The sequence below is a fragment of the Paraburkholderia sp. GAS334 genome, assembly GCF_050436625.1.
GTDB lineage: Bacteria > Pseudomonadota > Gammaproteobacteria > Burkholderiales > Burkholderiaceae > Paraburkholderia.
Window position 1 is genome coordinate 105,762 of record NZ_JBNDMO010000007.1, and the last position, 14,078, is coordinate 119,839.

Annotated in this window: 21 protein-coding genes and 1 tRNA gene; 5 read left to right on the plus strand and 17 right to left on the minus strand. The window is 60.6% G+C overall.

Features of this window, described 5'->3' with window-relative positions; all coding sequences use genetic code 11:
- Positions 1–130: 130 nt before the first annotated feature.
- The 8 genes from P3T21_RS15065 to P3T21_RS15100 form a co-directional block, all read right to left on the minus strand.
- Positions 131–610, minus strand: coding sequence for a hypothetical protein (locus P3T21_RS15065; RefSeq protein WP_429256729.1), 480 nt, complete (start codon positions 608–610; stop codon positions 131–133).
- A gap of 29 nt (positions 611–639) precedes the next feature.
- A complete protein-coding gene (locus P3T21_RS15070) occupies positions 640–1,032 on the minus strand; it encodes a single-stranded DNA-binding protein (RefSeq protein ID WP_429256730.1) in 393 nt (130 codons plus the stop codon).
- A complete protein-coding gene (locus P3T21_RS15075; RefSeq protein WP_429256731.1) occupies positions 1,029–1,310 on the minus strand; it encodes a hypothetical protein in 282 nt (93 codons plus the stop codon). The genes P3T21_RS15070 and P3T21_RS15075 overlap by 4 nt, the downstream gene beginning before the upstream one ends.
- 321 nt (positions 1,311–1,631) lie before the next feature.
- The gene (locus P3T21_RS15080; RefSeq protein WP_429256732.1) at positions 1,632–2,744 is read right to left on the minus strand and encodes a helicase RepA family protein; all 1,113 of its coding nucleotides are present in this window, start codon (positions 2,742–2,744) and stop codon (positions 1,632–1,634) included.
- Entirely contained in the window at positions 2,734–3,633 is a 900-nt protein-coding gene (locus tag P3T21_RS15085) for a DUF7146 domain-containing protein (protein ID WP_429256733.1), read from the minus strand. The genes P3T21_RS15080 and P3T21_RS15085 overlap by 11 nt, the downstream gene beginning before the upstream one ends.
- The gene (locus tag P3T21_RS15090; RefSeq protein WP_429256936.1) at positions 3,627–3,932 is read right to left on the minus strand and encodes a helix-turn-helix domain-containing protein; all 306 of its coding nucleotides are present in this window, start codon (positions 3,930–3,932) and stop codon (positions 3,627–3,629) included. The genes P3T21_RS15085 and P3T21_RS15090 overlap by 7 nt, the downstream gene beginning before the upstream one ends.
- Before the next feature lie 10 nt (positions 3,933–3,942).
- Positions 3,943–4,191: a helix-turn-helix transcriptional regulator gene (locus tag P3T21_RS15095; RefSeq protein WP_429256734.1), complete on the minus strand. Its 249-nt coding sequence runs from the start codon at positions 4,189–4,191 to the stop codon at positions 3,943–3,945.
- 104 nt (positions 4,192–4,295) lie between these two features.
- On the minus strand, positions 4,296–5,012 hold the full coding sequence (locus tag P3T21_RS15100; protein WP_429256735.1) for a hypothetical protein: 717 nt from the start codon (positions 5,010–5,012) through the stop codon (positions 4,296–4,298).
- A gap of 210 nt (positions 5,013–5,222) precedes the next feature.
- Between P3T21_RS15100 and P3T21_RS15105 the strand changes: the two genes are divergently transcribed.
- On the plus strand, positions 5,223–5,486 hold the full coding sequence (locus P3T21_RS15105; protein ID WP_429256736.1) for a hypothetical protein: 264 nt from the start codon (positions 5,223–5,225) through the stop codon (positions 5,484–5,486).
- Between the two features lie 58 nt (positions 5,487–5,544).
- On the opposite strand, the gene P3T21_RS15110 is transcribed toward P3T21_RS15105, so the two are convergent.
- The 6 genes from P3T21_RS15110 to P3T21_RS15135 all read right to left on the minus strand — a co-directional run bounded on the left by P3T21_RS15110 (position 5,545) and on the right by P3T21_RS15135 (position 7,903).
- Positions 5,545–5,814 (minus strand): hypothetical protein, encoded by a 270-nt coding sequence (locus P3T21_RS15110; protein ID WP_429256737.1) that lies wholly within the window; start codon positions 5,812–5,814, stop codon positions 5,545–5,547.
- Positions 5,807–6,367, minus strand: a complete 561-nt coding sequence (locus P3T21_RS15115; protein ID WP_429256738.1) for a hypothetical protein — start codon at positions 6,365–6,367, stop codon at positions 5,807–5,809. The genes P3T21_RS15110 and P3T21_RS15115 overlap by 8 nt, the downstream gene beginning before the upstream one ends.
- A gap of 55 nt (positions 6,368–6,422) precedes the next feature.
- Complete coding sequence (locus P3T21_RS15120) at positions 6,423–6,710, minus strand: hypothetical protein (RefSeq protein WP_429256739.1); 288 nt, start codon at positions 6,708–6,710, stop codon at positions 6,423–6,425.
- A gap of 304 nt (positions 6,711–7,014) precedes the next feature.
- Entirely contained in the window at positions 7,015–7,470 is a 456-nt protein-coding gene (locus tag P3T21_RS15125) for an AlpA family phage regulatory protein (protein WP_429256740.1), read from the minus strand.
- A complete protein-coding gene (locus tag P3T21_RS15130) occupies positions 7,470–7,682 on the minus strand; it encodes a DNA-binding protein (RefSeq protein WP_429256741.1) in 213 nt (70 codons plus the stop codon). Before P3T21_RS15130 ends, P3T21_RS15125 begins: the two co-directional genes overlap by 1 nt.
- The gene (locus P3T21_RS15135; protein ID WP_429256742.1) at positions 7,679–7,903 is read right to left on the minus strand and encodes an excisionase; all 225 of its coding nucleotides are present in this window, start codon (positions 7,901–7,903) and stop codon (positions 7,679–7,681) included. The genes P3T21_RS15130 and P3T21_RS15135 overlap by 4 nt, the downstream gene beginning before the upstream one ends.
- A 96-nt stretch (positions 7,904–7,999) precedes the next feature.
- On the opposite strand from P3T21_RS15135, the gene P3T21_RS15140 reads away from it, so the two are divergent.
- Both P3T21_RS15140 and P3T21_RS15145 read left to right on the plus strand, forming a co-directional pair.
- Positions 8,000–8,464, plus strand: coding sequence for a hypothetical protein (locus P3T21_RS15140; RefSeq protein ID WP_429256743.1), 465 nt, complete (start codon positions 8,000–8,002; stop codon positions 8,462–8,464).
- A gap of 89 nt (positions 8,465–8,553) precedes the next feature.
- A complete protein-coding gene (locus P3T21_RS15145) occupies positions 8,554–9,237 on the plus strand; it encodes a DUF1828 domain-containing protein (protein ID WP_429256937.1) in 684 nt (227 codons plus the stop codon).
- 27 nt (positions 9,238–9,264) lie between these two features.
- Here the strand turns inward: P3T21_RS15145 and P3T21_RS15150 are convergent, their stop codons facing one another.
- The 3 genes from P3T21_RS15150 to P3T21_RS15160 form a co-directional block, all read right to left on the minus strand.
- Entirely contained in the window at positions 9,265–10,455 is a 1,191-nt protein-coding gene (locus P3T21_RS15150; RefSeq protein ID WP_429256744.1) for a tyrosine-type recombinase/integrase, read from the minus strand.
- A gap of 175 nt (positions 10,456–10,630) precedes the next feature.
- Positions 10,631–10,705: transfer RNA gene (locus P3T21_RS15155), tRNA-Arg, on the minus strand.
- A 117-nt stretch (positions 10,706–10,822) separates the two neighbouring features.
- Positions 10,823–11,653 carry an undecaprenyl-diphosphate phosphatase gene (locus tag P3T21_RS15160; RefSeq protein WP_429256745.1) on the minus strand — a complete coding sequence of 277 codons (831 nt, stop codon included), beginning with the start codon at positions 11,651–11,653 and terminating at the stop codon, positions 10,823–10,825.
- Between the two features lie 551 nt (positions 11,654–12,204).
- On the opposite strand from P3T21_RS15160, the gene P3T21_RS15165 reads away from it, so the two are divergent.
- Positions 12,205–13,113: an aldose epimerase gene (locus P3T21_RS15165; protein WP_429256746.1), complete on the plus strand. Its 909-nt coding sequence runs from the start codon at positions 12,205–12,207 to the stop codon at positions 13,111–13,113.
- Positions 13,114–13,263: 150 nt separating this feature from the next.
- Positions 13,264–13,944, plus strand: coding sequence for a peptidoglycan DD-metalloendopeptidase family protein (locus P3T21_RS15170; protein ID WP_429256938.1), 681 nt, complete (start codon positions 13,264–13,266; stop codon positions 13,942–13,944).
- Positions 13,945–14,078: the final 134 nt, after the last annotated feature.

The following is a 14,078-nucleotide window of genomic DNA, read 5'->3' on the forward strand; positions in this document are numbered from 1 at the left end:
GCTTTTTCGTTGTTTTTTCGTTGTTCTCAGCCATACCGCGCCGTCTGTTTTCGGTCTGTTACCAGGCAGCGCGCTTCACTACTTTTCTCTACTTTAGAGGCTATTGAGGTGCGAGCCTGCCATCCGCAGATTAGCTCGACGGCACAATGTTGTAGCTGTCCGTCTGGCCTTTCCGGATGATGTTTTGCGGCGGCGAAGAATTCCTCCATGTATTGGACGCGCCGGGGATCAGTTGCGAAAGGACACACGACGCGCCTGTCGAGTTATTCGTCAACTTGAAATTGCCGGTGTAATTCGGCGGCCACGTCCCGTTATTGAAATCAATTTCGACCGTCAGGAGTGTGGCCCCGTTGTAGCCCCCAGTTATCTGGGAAAGGGTCGCGCCGAAGAGTGTGCTTCCAGACGGAAACGGCCCGAAACCGGTGACGTTGATGCTGATGTTCCCGTCGAATCGCCCAGTCTTGCCGAGAAGATCGCTGAAGCTCACCGGAAGACCGGACTTGTTCGCGAGCGCTTCGACCCACGCGTGATTAAGCGAGAGTGGTAGCGACAGCCCGAGTTCTGCCGCGATCTGCGACATCGAGAGTGTGAAGCTTGCGGGCAGCGTCATTTCAAATCCTCCTTTGTTAACTTGCGTCGTTAAAAGTCGACAGGATCGTCAGCCAGCGCCGGCTCACGCGCCGCCCGACCATCACCGCTCGGTGCATCTGCCATCGCCTTGCGTTTGCGGGTCACGTGATAGGCCGTCAGAACCTTCGCGGCGACCATGCTGATGCTCGGCTTCACCGAACCGTCGCGAGCCTCGTACGTGCCGATCTTGAGCGTCCCAGCCAGCGACACGCTGTCGCCGTCTTCCAGTGCGAGCAGCGCCGCCTTTGCCGAGTCGCTAAACGCGACCACATTGACGAACAGCGCTTCCCCGTCGCCGTCGGCGGCGCGGACGTTCGCCGTAACGAATGTCTTGCCGGCGTTCGAGCGTCGCTCCTCCGGGTTCTTCCACAACTTGCCTGCCACCAGTGCATCGATGCTCATTTCGCTTTCCCCGCTTGAATGACCCGCCACAGTTCTCGCCGCTGCATTGCCACAGCCGCATCTCCAGATCTCGCCCGCACTCGCTCGACTATCTCGCGCGCCGACCGGTAGTTACCGCGCTTGGCCTCGTGCACCGCACGCATGAAATCGCCCCACGACTTCAGTCGTTCATCAGCCTTGCTCATGTGTGCAGATCCCTCGCGCGCGCGTACGCGCGTAGTGGAGGTGATCGGCTCCGCATCGATGCACGCCTTGTGCCGGTTCTCTCCGGTTTCCATTGCATGCCTCCTGAAATTCGCCCACCACGAGTCCGATGCGGTGCTCGTGTCTCGCGTGTCTCTCCCCTAAAGGGAGGAGAGACAAACGAGACAAACCACGGATGCACTTGTCTCGCGTGTCTCGCGGATGTCTCGCGAAGCAAGGGAGAATCTTGAACACCCTGTCCGCCCCGCCAGTCAAGCGAGAGAGGGAAATCGACCGGTCCCGCTGGAGGATTTGTCTCGCGTGTCTCGCGAAGGAGACGAGAGACAACACGGCGATATGGCCCGTATTTTTGTCTCGCGAGGAAATACGCGAGATTTGCGGGAGTCTCGCCACGTTCAATGCGCCTCCTTCTTCGCGATGCAAACCATCCCGGCGGCTTCGTGAGCAGCGCCAGCTTCGACCAGCTTTTTCACAGCGCGATAGATTGAGGTGCGCCGATAGCGATCCTCGAAATGCACGGCCATATCGGATTTCTTGATGCCTACCCTATGCGCCGTCAGGAACTCGACAATGGCGCCCTCTACTTCGCCGAGGCGCTTCCCCGTTGGCCGTTCGGGAGCATCGGCAGGCGCAACGACACAAGTTGTCGCCGGCGCGCCCCACTTCGTCATGCCGAGCTCGACGACATCGAGCCGGAACCCGATCCGCTCGCCCTTCGTGCCCAGGTCACGCACTTTCGTGATCTCGGCGCACCGGCCCGTCGGCGAATCCGATATCTCGATCTCTGCGTCGACGGCGGCGCGAACACCAGACCACCCGCGTGAGCCGGCGGCGGCGTTTTTGCCCGAATGGTGGATGAGCAGGAAGTGGGCGTTGCACTCAGTGCGGATGCGGTCGACGCGCTCGATGACGCGGCCCATGTCCTGCCCGGCATTCTCGTTGGCGCCCGCACTGAGCCGCGCCAGCGTGTCGCCGACGATCAGCCGAGCCTTTTGCCCGCGTTGCGCTTCGAGCCGCTGGATGGTCGCAATGATCGCGGACGCATCGGCATCGCTGTCGAACAGGTTGACCGGGTTCTGCACGATCGCGAAATTGGGCACGCGCACGCCGTGATGTTTCTGGTACGCCTGCAGACGACTGCGCACCGAGGCCGGAGATTCGGCAGCCAGATACACCACCATGCCCGGCTCTGTGCGTTTTCCCATCCACTCGACACCGCGCGCGACGGCCGCAGCGAGATCGATAACGAGAAACGTCTTGCCGCTGTTCGAATCGCCGTACAGGACGCTGCCGCCGCCGACCGTCAGGAGACCCTGTACCAGCTCGTCGGGCGGCGTGAACTGATCCGGCAGTTCGTCAGCGAACGCGACGTCCAGTGGGAGATCGTCGGACAGCACGTCCGCATGGGTGCGCTCTGAAGCCTTCGGAACACGTCGCCCGTTCGCGACTGCGAGGCGAACTGCATCTGCGCCGCCTTCGATCGCCACGTCGTTGATATCACGCCCCATGGTTCACCTCCACCACGGTAACGTCGCGGTCGGTCAGTGCCCAGCGTTCGGCGCACGAATGGGCCGCCTGTACGCCTGCAGGATCGTCGTCGACTGCGATAGTGAGAGCGTCGACGCCGGCCAGTGCGGGCAGCTTCGCGAGGTTGCCCGCGTCGATCAGCGCCCACACGGGCTGAAACACTCGCGCAAGACTGAGCGCCGTCTCGATGCCCTCGGCGATCGCAAGTCCTTGCGTCAATGCTTCATCCGGCCACAGGCGGATTACGCCTCCGGCCTTGCGATGACCGCCAAGCAACATGCGCGGCGGCTCGATGTCGGCTTTCGTCCCGTCGGCATTGATCCATGTGCGGTGGAGCGAGATCGGTCCACGGCCCGCAACGTCGGTCACGAGCGCCACGAGGCACGGCCCGACGTGACCCGCAGGATGGCGCGCCGCCGGATCGAATCGAAGATCACCATCGGGCGGCGGTACCGCGCATTGGCGTGCTTCCAGATACGCGCGACCGGCATCCCGAATCGCGCCGAGCGAATTCCAGTACGCAAGCCAGCGCGGATCGAGTGTCGCGCGGATTTCGGGCTCGGGTCGGATCTGGTGAACAGGAGCAGGTGCCGGGCGGCGCGTCGCCGATGCTTCCGACCATCCGGCATCGATTGCGGCACGGAACAACGTCGCAGCGCCGATACCGCCAGCCGGCTTGAACGAGCGCCAGACGGAGCGGGCTTCGCGTTCGCCGCCAAAGTTGGCGCCTGACGCACACCAGTCGATCCAGTCGGCGCTATCGAGGCCCGCAGCCTTCGCCGCCATTCCGATGCGAATCCATTCCGCACGGTCACAGCCAGCGTCGATGTAAAAGAGCGCGGAGCGCGCCCGGTCGATGTCGCTCAGCATGCGACCACCTCGCGCACCAGGTGATACCGCGCTACACGATGTTCGCCACCCTCTGGCGTAGCTTCGTGCGACCAGGCGGTGACAATTTCATGGCCCTGCCGGCGCAACTCGAGCACCCTCATTGCAGGATGCATGCAATCGAGGAGGTGCCGAGCATCGAGCGTTGACAGCGAACCATGGCGCCGCAGAAATTCGAGCACTCGGCCGCGTTGAGCCGCCGAATCGTTTCCGCTAGACTGCGGCTTGAGAATCTCTTTGGCCGCGCTTTTCGGAGTCGCGGTTTTTTGTCTTTGGGCCATGGCGAGCCCCTTACGCCCGATATCCGACGGGGTCAGCAAGCCACTTGTGCAGCTCGCGATTCGACCACACGGCGCAGCGCTGAGACAGGTGAATGCGACGCGGGAAGCGCCCCTCCAGTTCGCGTTGACGAATGCTCTCGCGACACAGAGGGACCAGCCGCTTGAGGTCGTTCCAACGCGTGTAGCCGTCAAGCGGGAGCAATGCGTGTTCGAATTGTGCGTCAGCGGACGGCGACTTGGGTTGGGAATTTGCAGCCATTGGCGAAACCTCGCAGACAGTGGAGAACATGTCCGCAGACTAAGGATTTGCCAGTCAAAACGTAACGGCCGGTGCGCGCAGCGGCTAGTCAGAGCGCGCAGCGGCTAGATGGGATCGGGCGTATTGCGAAGCGCCCGCCGTGCGGTGGAATAGGACATGCCCAAGGCTCCGCACTCTTGCTCGGCACAGATATCGCGGGACGTGTATTTACCCGACGCCCATATAGTGCGGATCGTTTCTCGCTTCTCTCGACTGCCTCCCGGCTTCTCGTGCCTCGCGTTCGCAGCTCGTCTCGCGGACTCGCTGATCTCACCGCGCACCAACAATTCGCCCTCACGCCGTTGCAGGGTTCTTTCAGCCCTCATCAGCCTGGGATCGGGATTGCGGCAACGTATCGGCCCACGAAGAGCCTTCCAATAGCATTGCGCCTCGACCGCATCCGATAGCAGCAACGCCGCAAGCAGGTGTTGTTTCGGCAGGTTGTCGATTACGCGACTAATGCCCGCTCTCACGAGATACAGTCCTACAAGCAGTGCGTATTCCGCGACTTCGAGCGGGGGATTCAGCCGGGTCTGCAACGCGGCCTCAAGTTTCGCTGGATCATCCGTGAACGCTACTGCGTCATCCAGGAACATTTCCCACACCGTGAGAAGTCCGTCATCGGAAAGTCCATCGTCGCTTATATCGTCGGCGATGGCTTTTATAGCAATCTCGATATCGCGTTCCGAACGGGCCTCTGCGATGGTCAGCGTAGCGACAAACTCTTCGGCAAGTCGTGCCAACTTCTCCAGTAAGATGCTTTCCAGTTGGTCTTTTTCCATTGCGCCCTCACGCAATTCCCTCGCTAGGAGAGCCGCGCCAGCGGGTGAGAGAACCCGTTTTCGATTGGCCGATCTAGGCGCGGCTTGACTTCGAGCTTACTGCTGCTGTTTCGGAACGGCGAAACCTGTTTGTCCTCGACGGGGGAATGCTGTGCCCTAATGTACCTCAGTGCTAGGATGTTTTCTGCTCACCGCGCCGAGGAGACGAACATGGCAGCCCGTGACTTCACCGAGTTTTCCTGGGACGAACAAGAGGACGTCAAGGCTGTACTCGCAAGCCGGGGAATCGACCTGAGCGAGTTCAAGATCACGGACGATGACGCCTTCCCGGGAGGCAGCAGGGCCGGCGCCATTCGGCAAATCTCTGTGACGCGGATCACCAACGGAAAGATGGCGATCTACGACACCGATCACTTCGCCCCTTGGATCACTGATTTCGACGAGGCGCTGGCAACCGGATATTTCGAAGACTAAGCTCGCAGTGTTCATTAGGCGCGGTTGCAGACGGTTATGCCAGCGGTTATCAGTCACGCTACGAGCTCCGAAGCTTCTCTTTGACGGCACTGAGCGCCCGCGCCGCGACCAGCAGACCACGCGCCGCCTCTTGGAAGGCCGCCTCGTACTCGGCGATCCGCTCCTCAGGCGACGGCGTGCGCTGCGCCTCCTGCTGGGCTTTTAGTTCACGGTGCCGACGCTCGCGGTTGAGCATAGGAATGTCGCGCGGGGTCGGCCCACGACGTCTGGCATTTACTACGGGTGACCTGTCAAAAGCCGGGTGCTTCAGGATCTCTGCGTCATTCATGGCTTGTCTCCCCGAACGCTGCGATCTCGTCCTGCAGGTCGCTTAGGCTGCTGGCGAGATGGTCCATGTCGCGCCGCAAATCGATCACCGTGCAGCGTGTGGGCAATCCATCTGGGGTGTCTTCGGGCAATGCATTCACCATGAAGGCGAGCACGTTGTGCAACTTCCACGCGGCGCGCGCTTTCTCGCCGAGGAGCTTATCGAGGCGCTTCAGCAATGGATCGCTGTTCGCATACCCCGGGTGCGCCCGGGACTTCTGCAAACCAGCCGATAGCGCTCTAGAGAATTCCGCTTCCAGCGCATCGCCGAGCTCACTGAACTGATCGTCGGTCTGACCATCTGCGATCGGCATATTTGCGTCGACCCACTTCATAGCCATCTCGCCGATAAACGGCTGAAGCGCCTCGGAATCGTCGAGAAACGATTGGCCGGCGATACGGGCATGCTGAAGGGCTTCTTTTTTCTGCAGGGACGCAAGATTGATCGGGGTTTGGAAAGGCTTATCCATTTTGGTTCTCGTTGCAGTTCCGGTCCTTGTTCGAAAGCCCGACACTCTGCGGGCTCTGCTTTTTTAGTCTGAGCGCGCCAATGAGCGAATCGCGTCGCGATCAGCGATGGGAAACGACCTCTGTTCGCGCATTCGGCGCGAGTGACGCTCGGACGATCGCCTCTGCAATGCGACGTGCATATGCATCGTTGAAGGCCTCGCGGCGCTCCGCTTCATCAGCAAGCATGGGCATGCCGGAGAGGAGATTGCGGTAGCGCAAATCGCGAAACTCGCCAGCGCTGAGCGGCGCGGCAACGAGCCAGAGATCGGCCGCGTGTCGACCGGCTTGGACGAACGACGGAAACTGAACGGGGGATTGCCCAGAACGGGCGGGGATATGACGCAACATGATGCGGCCTCTTCGGTTTGAGTTAACCCGAGCCCCATCGCCAAATGGGTGAGCGGGCACAAGGCGGGGTTGGCGAACCGGCAACCGAAGGAACCGGCAGACCCGAAGGTCTCCCCGCCAGGGCCCGCCCATAGAAGAAGGCGCGCGAAGGCGACACGCACAAAAAAACCGCTCAGCGCGGTTTGTGCGCTTCGATTGTTCGGGTCGCCAAACCCGGTGTCTGTTGTCTAAGACACATTGCGAGATTAGTTCGCTACCGCATACAGGTCAAGCGGGAATTTGTAAACGTTGGGCGTTGCGCGGCTTATCCCGACTTGCGATTCGCGCGATTAGTCGCTGGTCGAAGAGCGGGACGTTCAATCTCAGGCGGAGTCTGGACCTTGGGCGCGACGCCCATGCGCTTCGCCAGAAGAGCTTCGAAGACTTGCTGTGTCAAAACTATCGATCCATCGGCGCGGCAGACCACTTTGACGTGAAAATTCTCCTCGAACCATTTGGCCTGGATCGAATAACGCTGCGCTCCTGTGATTGCTTGCAAGTCCTCAGGGGAAAGCAGTTTGAATGTCATTGAGGCTTCGCTTTTTGGAGCGCTTCCGGACTTCTCCGAGATCCAGCTATCGATATCGCGTTCGAGCCATGCCGTTCGATTTCCGACGAGTTTGAATGGCTTCGGAAACTCGCCATTCGCGACGAGGCGATGAATCGTAGACTGACCGAGTGCCACCTTCTCTGCCACCTGCTTGATGTTGAGTGCGTTCATCACACTGGCCGCAGCGCTGCGTCTATCTGCTCAATCGGAATCATGCCGCATCTGTTCAATTTGAACGTGCCAAAGCGAACCATCTTGCCGACTGTCCGCGCGCTCACACCGAGCATCTCCGCCGCCTGCTTCTGGTTGACTTGAGACGGTCGTGGGTGCCGCTCGGCGTACAGTTGCACCGCGAGCAGCGCAATTCGAAGTTCCTCGTTCATTCGTCGTAACCTCTTGCCTTCCGACTTGCCATCACACGATCGGCCAGCGTCGGTCGGGTTTGACTATCCACAAACGTTGCATTCTGCTCGACATAGTATGATCGGCCCACTTTCACCGGCGGTGGATAGATCTTGCCAGCCTTGATCCACAGACGTGCGGTGCGGATTGCTGGCGGCGGATCGAACTCGCGTTTCAGCCATTCGTCGAGACGGATTTTCATTTAACCCCCACGTGGACTACGGGAATACCCCAATCGAGTCTCGCCCTATTCTTCCGTTAAGAAGATCGAGAGCCCCGCTGACGGGAACGAAAGACCATGCCCAACATAACCGAAGAACTTCTCGACGCCCTCCGGTCCCACCAAAAAACGGCGACGTCGAAATGGAAAGAATCCTCGAAGGCAAAAGGCCACTCGCAGGCCGAGATAATGGCCGAAGACGATGATGGAAACGTCTATCGCATCTACACCCGACAGAGCACGATTATTGCCGACAATTTTTCAGCTGGCATCGTGTGGCTGGCGAAGGACGGATCGTCCGTTCCGCTTGCTCGTTACAACGGCTCCGACCACGCGCATTCGAATCCTATCGAAGGCAATGAGTTCGCGTTTGTGTGTCACATTCACACGGCCACAGAACGATATGGATCGAGTTCCAAGCCAGACAAATATGCAGAAGAGACCGACAGATATACGACCCTGGCCGGCGCCCTGACGGCCCTTCTCCAAGACTATAATGTTGTCGAAGCGGACACAGTTTCAGGTCAAGCATGTCTGATCTAGCCACAACCGTCGACGATGCCCTATGCGCCGCAGTGTGCGCGGGAATACGTAAGCAACAGACACCTAGCGGTCTGAGGCTTGCACTTCCTATGGTTGGACGGGACGGCGATCATATTACCCTGTACGCCCTCGCGAACGCCGGAGGCTACCGTTTCACCGACCACGGATCAACAAGGATGCGCCTGTCGTATGAGATGGACCTGTCCGACCTTGAGAAAAGCGCGCGCGGCCGAGTGTATGAACAAATCCTTCGAGATTGCGGCGTAAACCAATCAGAGGAAGGCGCTCTGTACTCAGATGTTCCCTCCAACAAATTCGCAGAGGGGTTGTTCAACACCGCTCAAGCCGTGGCTCGTGTGCTCGATCTTCCCCAGTGGAACAGAAAACGTATCGCGGACACTTTCTTGGACGACTTGGCGGAAATCATCCGGGATGCGGCAGCGGGGAGACAAGTCGATCGAGATTTTGCATATCGAGATTTGCCTGCGGCGTCCTCATACGTGGTTGATTACAGGATAGCGCTTCCCCAAAGCCGAGATTTCCTCGTCTTCGGGGTCGACAGTTCCAATAAGGCTAGACTGTCGACGATCACCATGCAGCACCTTAGGGCTGTCGGTAAAAACTTTGATTCTCTAGTTGTAGTCTCGAGCTTGGATGACATCCCTAAAGCCGACCTAGCGCGCTTGATGAATGCCGCCAATGATATGGTCGCAGGAATCGATGACAGATCCGAAATCAGTCGCAAGGTTCAACGCCATCTAGAAGCGGCCTGAGGCTCTGGGGACAATGCGACGGCCAATCTATCCATTAGCCTTGCTCGTAGTAGCACGCTCAAGATAATCGCCCCACCACTGCATCATCTTCCTGCGCTCCGGTAGATACTGCGCGTGGTTGTATGCAGCCCGCACGTCATCGCGCTCGCTATGCGCCAGCTGCAGTTCGATCCAGTCGCGATTGAAGCCGTGCTCATTCAGGATTGTTGACGCGAGGCCGCGAAAGCCGTGGCCGGTCATGCGTGAGTGATACCCCATGCGATACAGGGCGAACAGGATCGTGTTCTCGCTGATCGGCTTCTTCGCGTTGGTCTGCTGCGGGAACACCCACTGCCATCGGCCATTTAACTCTTTGAGTTTTCGGACCACTTCAAGCGCCTGCATCGACAGTGGCACGATATGCGGCGACTCCATCTTCATCTTGTCTGCCGGGATGCGCCACTCGGCGCGGTCCTCGTTGATCTCGGTCCATTCCGCAAAGCGCAGCTCGCCGGTGCGCACGAACGTCAGCGCCATGAACTGAAGCGCCAGCCTCGTTTGTGGCTCGCCGTCATACGTCGCGATCTTGCGGAGCAGTTCCGGAAGTTCCGGCTCGCCGATGCGGGCCATGTGCTTGACCTTGCGGGTTTTGAGTGCGCCCTTGAGGTCGGTCGACGGATCGCGCTCCGCCCTTCCTGTAACGATCGCGTATCGAAACACCTGCCCGGACGTCTGTAGCGCCTTGCGTGCCATTTCGATCGCGCCCCGGCTTTCAATCTTCCGCATGACGTCGAGCAGTTCAGGCGCCGTGATGTCCTTGATTGGGCGCGCGCCGAGCGACGGAAAGACGTCCAGCTCGAAGACCTTGAGCACGTTGGCTGCATACCCTTCCGCCCACGATTCGACCTTGCTCGTGTGCCATTCGCGCGCGACCGCCTCGAACGAGTTGGCTCGGGATATTCCGCGTTCCAGCTTCTCGCGTCGTTTCTCGTGTGTTGGATCGAGGCCCGCGCGTAATGCTTCCTTGACTGAGTCTCGAGCTTTACGAGCGGCGAGCAGCGACACCGCCGGGTACACGCCCAGCGCTGCCCGCTTCTCCTTGCCGTCGATTCGATATTTCAGTCGCCAGTACTTGGAGCCGTTCGGCATGACCTCAAGGTACATGCCTTGGCCGTCAGCCAGCTTATACGCCCGCTCGCGCGGTTTGGCAGAACGCACAGCTACGTCGGAAAGGGGCATTCGATTGTGAGGGGGCATCGAAAGTGCCCCGGTTTGCCTTGACTGCCCCCAACGATGCCCCCGATATTCGCGGGTGTCAATTGGAAAACTTGGGCAATCTTGGCCAAGCGAAGCGCCGCAGGACCTTGACTTACCATACTTTTTGGTAGATCCTGGGAAACGTTGGGAATACCTATGGCCCCCCCACGAGGAATCGAACCTCGATTTCAGGTTTAGAAGACCCGTGTTCTATCCGTTGAACTATGGGGAGGCAAAGACCGTAGTGGTCGCCCGGCCTGAGATGTCGACCGAGCCGCAAATTATACCGCATCGCCGCGGCGCGCCCGACGGGCCGGCGTGAGCGGTGGCACGACAAGCCTGCGCCGGCTTAAACCGGCTGCGGATGCATCATGAACCAGCCAAGGAACAGCACGCCTGCGATCGCGCAGTACACGCCGAACGATGCCAGCTTGCCGCGTCCCTCGAAGTAGCGCATCAGGAAGCGCACGCTGAGATACGCCGCAATCGCCGTGAGCACGCCGCCGAGCAGCGCGTCGGCGAGCTGGTCGGGTGCGTGAAAGAGCTTCGGCACTTCGAGCAGACCCGCGGCGAAAATGATCGGCGTGCCAAGCAGGAACGAAAACTCCGCTGCTTTCTCGGCCGTGAGCCCGGCCGCGTTGCCCGCGATCATCGTCAGACCGCTGCGCGAAAAGCCCGGAATCAGCGCGCCGATCTGCGCCAGACCGACGAAAAACGCCTGCCGGAACGTGAGCTTCTCCGGCGCGCGATGCTCACGCGAGCGCTGCAGACGATCGCCGAACCACAACAGCACGCCGTTCACGATCAGCGCGATCGCGACGATCCGCAGATCGTGAAACACGCGCTCGAGATCCTTTTCGAGAATCAGCCCGACCAGACCCGCCGGAATCGTCCCGATGATGAGCGCCCACATCATGTGGCCTTCGTCGTTGCGACGACCGCGCAGCGCGCCGGCGAAGCCATTGATCAGCGCGACCCATCGCTTGCGGAAATACCACAGCAACGCGACGGCGGTGCCAAGATGCAAAGCGACGAGGAACGGCAGCAGCTGCGGCGCATGCTTGTCGATGTGCATGCCGAACAGCGCCGGCACGAGGAGGGTATGGCCGAGACTGCTCACCGGAAAGAGCTCGGTGACGCCCTGCAACACACTCAGAAAAATCAGAAACCACAAGTTCACGCGGCGGTCCTCTCAAGGTGATAAACATCGCGCGGGACAACGCTTCCCGTGCGTAGGAGCCGCACGATTATGCCTGGCGCTCCGGACACCGCCAAGGGTTTACCGCACATATAACCGGGTTTTTGCCGCACCGCGTCACAACCTGAAACACCTGTAAATAAAACGAAAGCAAAAGGCCCGCAAAAGCGGGCCTTTTTCGAATGGCAAAGGAGGTTGGATACGACGCGCAAGGCGTTCCCTTGAGCGGCTACCGGCGCGTCTAGCGCTCGACCTTGTAGAAGAAGTAAATGGTGCTGCCAGCGAACATACCGAGCAAAGCCACGCCCATTGCCATTGCGAGATCCATGCGTCCTCCGTTCTGAACTGTCGGCCCGCCGGTCGAACAACCAGCGCTGGTACGGATTATCGGCAAGCCTGTCCGTGCGGTCACGCCCGCAATTTCCCGAGAAAGGGTTTCCCCGTAGCTCAAACCAGCGCAAAATCGGCCACCGGGAGTTCACGCGCCGGCTTCCTGTTCACGCAACGCATCCAATTCACTCTGAACGTCGACCATGGCCACATTCCAGAATCAGGACATTCTCGAAATCACGCAGGGCGCTTCCCTGCTCCGCATTGCGCCGCAGGCAGGCGGCCGGTTGCTGTCGTGGGATATTGACGAAGAACAGGTCATTTACTGGCCCGACGACGCCGACTGGAGTCAGCCGGCCAAAGTCCGCGGCGGTAATCCGCTGCTGTTTCCGTTTCTTGCGCGGCATTTCGTCGACGGCCAGATCGGGCGCTGGCGCGACGCAGAAGGCGTCGTGCGCGATCTGCCGATGCACGGCTTCGCGCGCGATCTGCCGTTCGCTGCAGAGCTCGATGCGGCAGGCGGCGGCGTCACCATGACGCTCACCGATAGCGACGCCACGCGCACCGCTTATCCGTTCGGCTTCCGCTTCGAGGCAACCTACCGTCTCGCCGACGCACACACGCTCGACGTGGCGCTCACCACCACCAACACCGGCGACGCACCGCTGCCTTACTACGCCGGCCACCACTTCTACTTCGCGCTGCCGCACACGCAGCGCGGCGAAACCACGCTCGAACTGCCGCCGACGCAGCGCCGTCACCAGCTGGCCGACGCGTCGATCAGCGCCGCCGAGCCTGGCGAAACGCGTTACACGCTCGACGACGGGCGTATCCTCGACCGCTTCCATCTGCCCGAAGGCACGCTTGACAGGCCGGTGCGAATCATCGCGCCGGGCCTGAACCGCACGATCACGATCGATCTGCAGCGGCCGGGTTCGATCCCCTGGTACGCCGTGACGACGTGGACCCTGGCGCCGGAATCGGACTTCTACTGCGTCGAGCCCTGGCTCGGACTGCCCGATGCCATTCATAACGGCTTCGGGTTGCGCTGGCTCGCACCGGGCGCGACGGAAACCGCAGCGCTGCGCATCAGCGTTGCCGCAGACACGTGAGGTGAGATGCGCGGCATTTCGGGTGCTGCAATCCAAAACCGTTAGAATCGGTCGTTTTGCTACTGGCGTGCGTGATCGGGGATCGGCGCGCGACAGCGTTTTGCGAGGTCCAGGTTGCGAACAAAAATCAGACGGCTCGCCTGCGTATCGATGATCGCAGTGCTCGCCGCGTGTGGGGCGGCTCCGGTGGGGCCAGGGTTCTATCGTGTCGAGCGGGGCGACACGCTGTCCGGTATTGCGCGCAGCAACCGGACCTCGGTACAGAGCATCGTGCGATGGAACGGATTGACCCATCCCGACACGATCGAAACCGGCCAGGTGCTGCGTGTCGCGCCGCCCGCCAATACCACGACAGCGGGTGCGGGCAGCGCGCAGGCTTCGTCTGGCTCGACGGCGTCAGCGGGTTCGACAGCGTCGCGCGGTACGACCGCGCTGGCGCCTGCGCCATCGGCTGCGCCCGCTTCGTCGATCGCGCTCGTGTGGCCTGCGCAGGGCAATGTCACACGCCGCTTCGACGGCGCGAACTCGAAGGGCATCGACATCGTCAACGCGCCCGGCACGCCGGTCGTCGCGGCGGCGGCGGGTTCCGTGGTGTACGCCGGCGACGGTCTGCGCGGCTACGGCAACCTCGTCATCATCAAGCACAACAGCGATTATCTGACCGCCTACGCGCACAACCGCGCGCTCGTCGTGAAGGAAGGCCAGACGGTTTCGCAAGGTCAGAAAATTGCCGAAATGGGCGACACGGACAGCGACCACGTGATGCTGCACTTCGAATTGCGCTATCAGAGCCGTTCGATCGACCCGGCCCGCTCCCTGCCGCCTCGCTAAGACGTGGCGGCCGGGCTGGACCACTGAGATCAAGCGAGTTGCAAGGCGCAATGTAAGGTCGATGTAATATCGATTGCATCGCCCTTTGCCGCCCGTCGATCTGGCACGCGGGGAACCCTGCGTGCTTTCGGACA

Bases quoted from the DNA above. Each gene is read 5' to 3' on its own strand.
- P3T21_RS15065 (WP_429256729.1), bottom strand. From the start codon at position 610: ATGACGCTGCCCGCAAGCTTCACACTCTCGATGTCGCAGATCGCGGCA.
- P3T21_RS15070 (WP_429256730.1), bottom strand. From the start codon at position 1,032: ATGAGCATCGATGCACTGGTGGCAGGCAAGTTGTGGAAGAACCCGGAG.
- P3T21_RS15075 (WP_429256731.1), bottom strand. From the start codon at position 1,310: ATGGAAACCGGAGAGAACCGGCACAAGGCGTGCATCGATGCGGAGCCG.
- P3T21_RS15080 (WP_429256732.1), bottom strand. From the start codon at position 2,744: ATGGGGCGTGATATCAACGACGTGGCGATCGAAGGCGGCGCAGATGCA.
- P3T21_RS15085 (WP_429256733.1), bottom strand. From the start codon at position 3,633: ATGCTGAGCGACATCGACCGGGCGCGCTCCGCGCTCTTTTACATCGAC.
- P3T21_RS15090 (WP_429256936.1), bottom strand. From the start codon at position 3,932: ATGGCCCAAAGACAAAAAACCGCGACTCCGAAAAGCGCGGCCAAAGAG.
- P3T21_RS15095 (WP_429256734.1), bottom strand. From the start codon at position 4,191: ATGGCTGCAAATTCCCAACCCAAGTCGCCGTCCGCTGACGCACAATTC.
- P3T21_RS15100 (WP_429256735.1), bottom strand. From the start codon at position 5,012: ATGGAAAAAGACCAACTGGAAAGCATCTTACTGGAGAAGTTGGCACGA.
- P3T21_RS15105 (WP_429256736.1), top strand. From the start codon at position 5,223: ATGGCAGCCCGTGACTTCACCGAGTTTTCCTGGGACGAACAAGAGGAC.
- P3T21_RS15110 (WP_429256737.1), bottom strand. From the start codon at position 5,814: ATGAATGACGCAGAGATCCTGAAGCACCCGGCTTTTGACAGGTCACCC.
- P3T21_RS15120 (WP_429256739.1), bottom strand. From the start codon at position 6,710: ATGTTGCGTCATATCCCCGCCCGTTCTGGGCAATCCCCCGTTCAGTTT.
- P3T21_RS15125 (WP_429256740.1), bottom strand. From the start codon at position 7,470: ATGAACGCACTCAACATCAAGCAGGTGGCAGAGAAGGTGGCACTCGGT.
- P3T21_RS15130 (WP_429256741.1), bottom strand. From the start codon at position 7,682: ATGAACGAGGAACTTCGAATTGCGCTGCTCGCGGTGCAACTGTACGCC.
- P3T21_RS15135 (WP_429256742.1), bottom strand. From the start codon at position 7,903: ATGAAAATCCGTCTCGACGAATGGCTGAAACGCGAGTTCGATCCGCCG.
- P3T21_RS15140 (WP_429256743.1), top strand. From the start codon at position 8,000: ATGCCCAACATAACCGAAGAACTTCTCGACGCCCTCCGGTCCCACCAA.
- P3T21_RS15145 (WP_429256937.1), top strand. From the start codon at position 8,554: ATGGTTGGACGGGACGGCGATCATATTACCCTGTACGCCCTCGCGAAC.
- P3T21_RS15150 (WP_429256744.1), bottom strand. From the start codon at position 10,455: ATGCCCCTTTCCGACGTAGCTGTGCGTTCTGCCAAACCGCGCGAGCGG.
- P3T21_RS15165 (WP_429256746.1), top strand. From the start codon at position 12,205: ATGGCCACATTCCAGAATCAGGACATTCTCGAAATCACGCAGGGCGCT.
- P3T21_RS15170 (WP_429256938.1), top strand. From the start codon at position 13,264: ATGATCGCAGTGCTCGCCGCGTGTGGGGCGGCTCCGGTGGGGCCAGGG.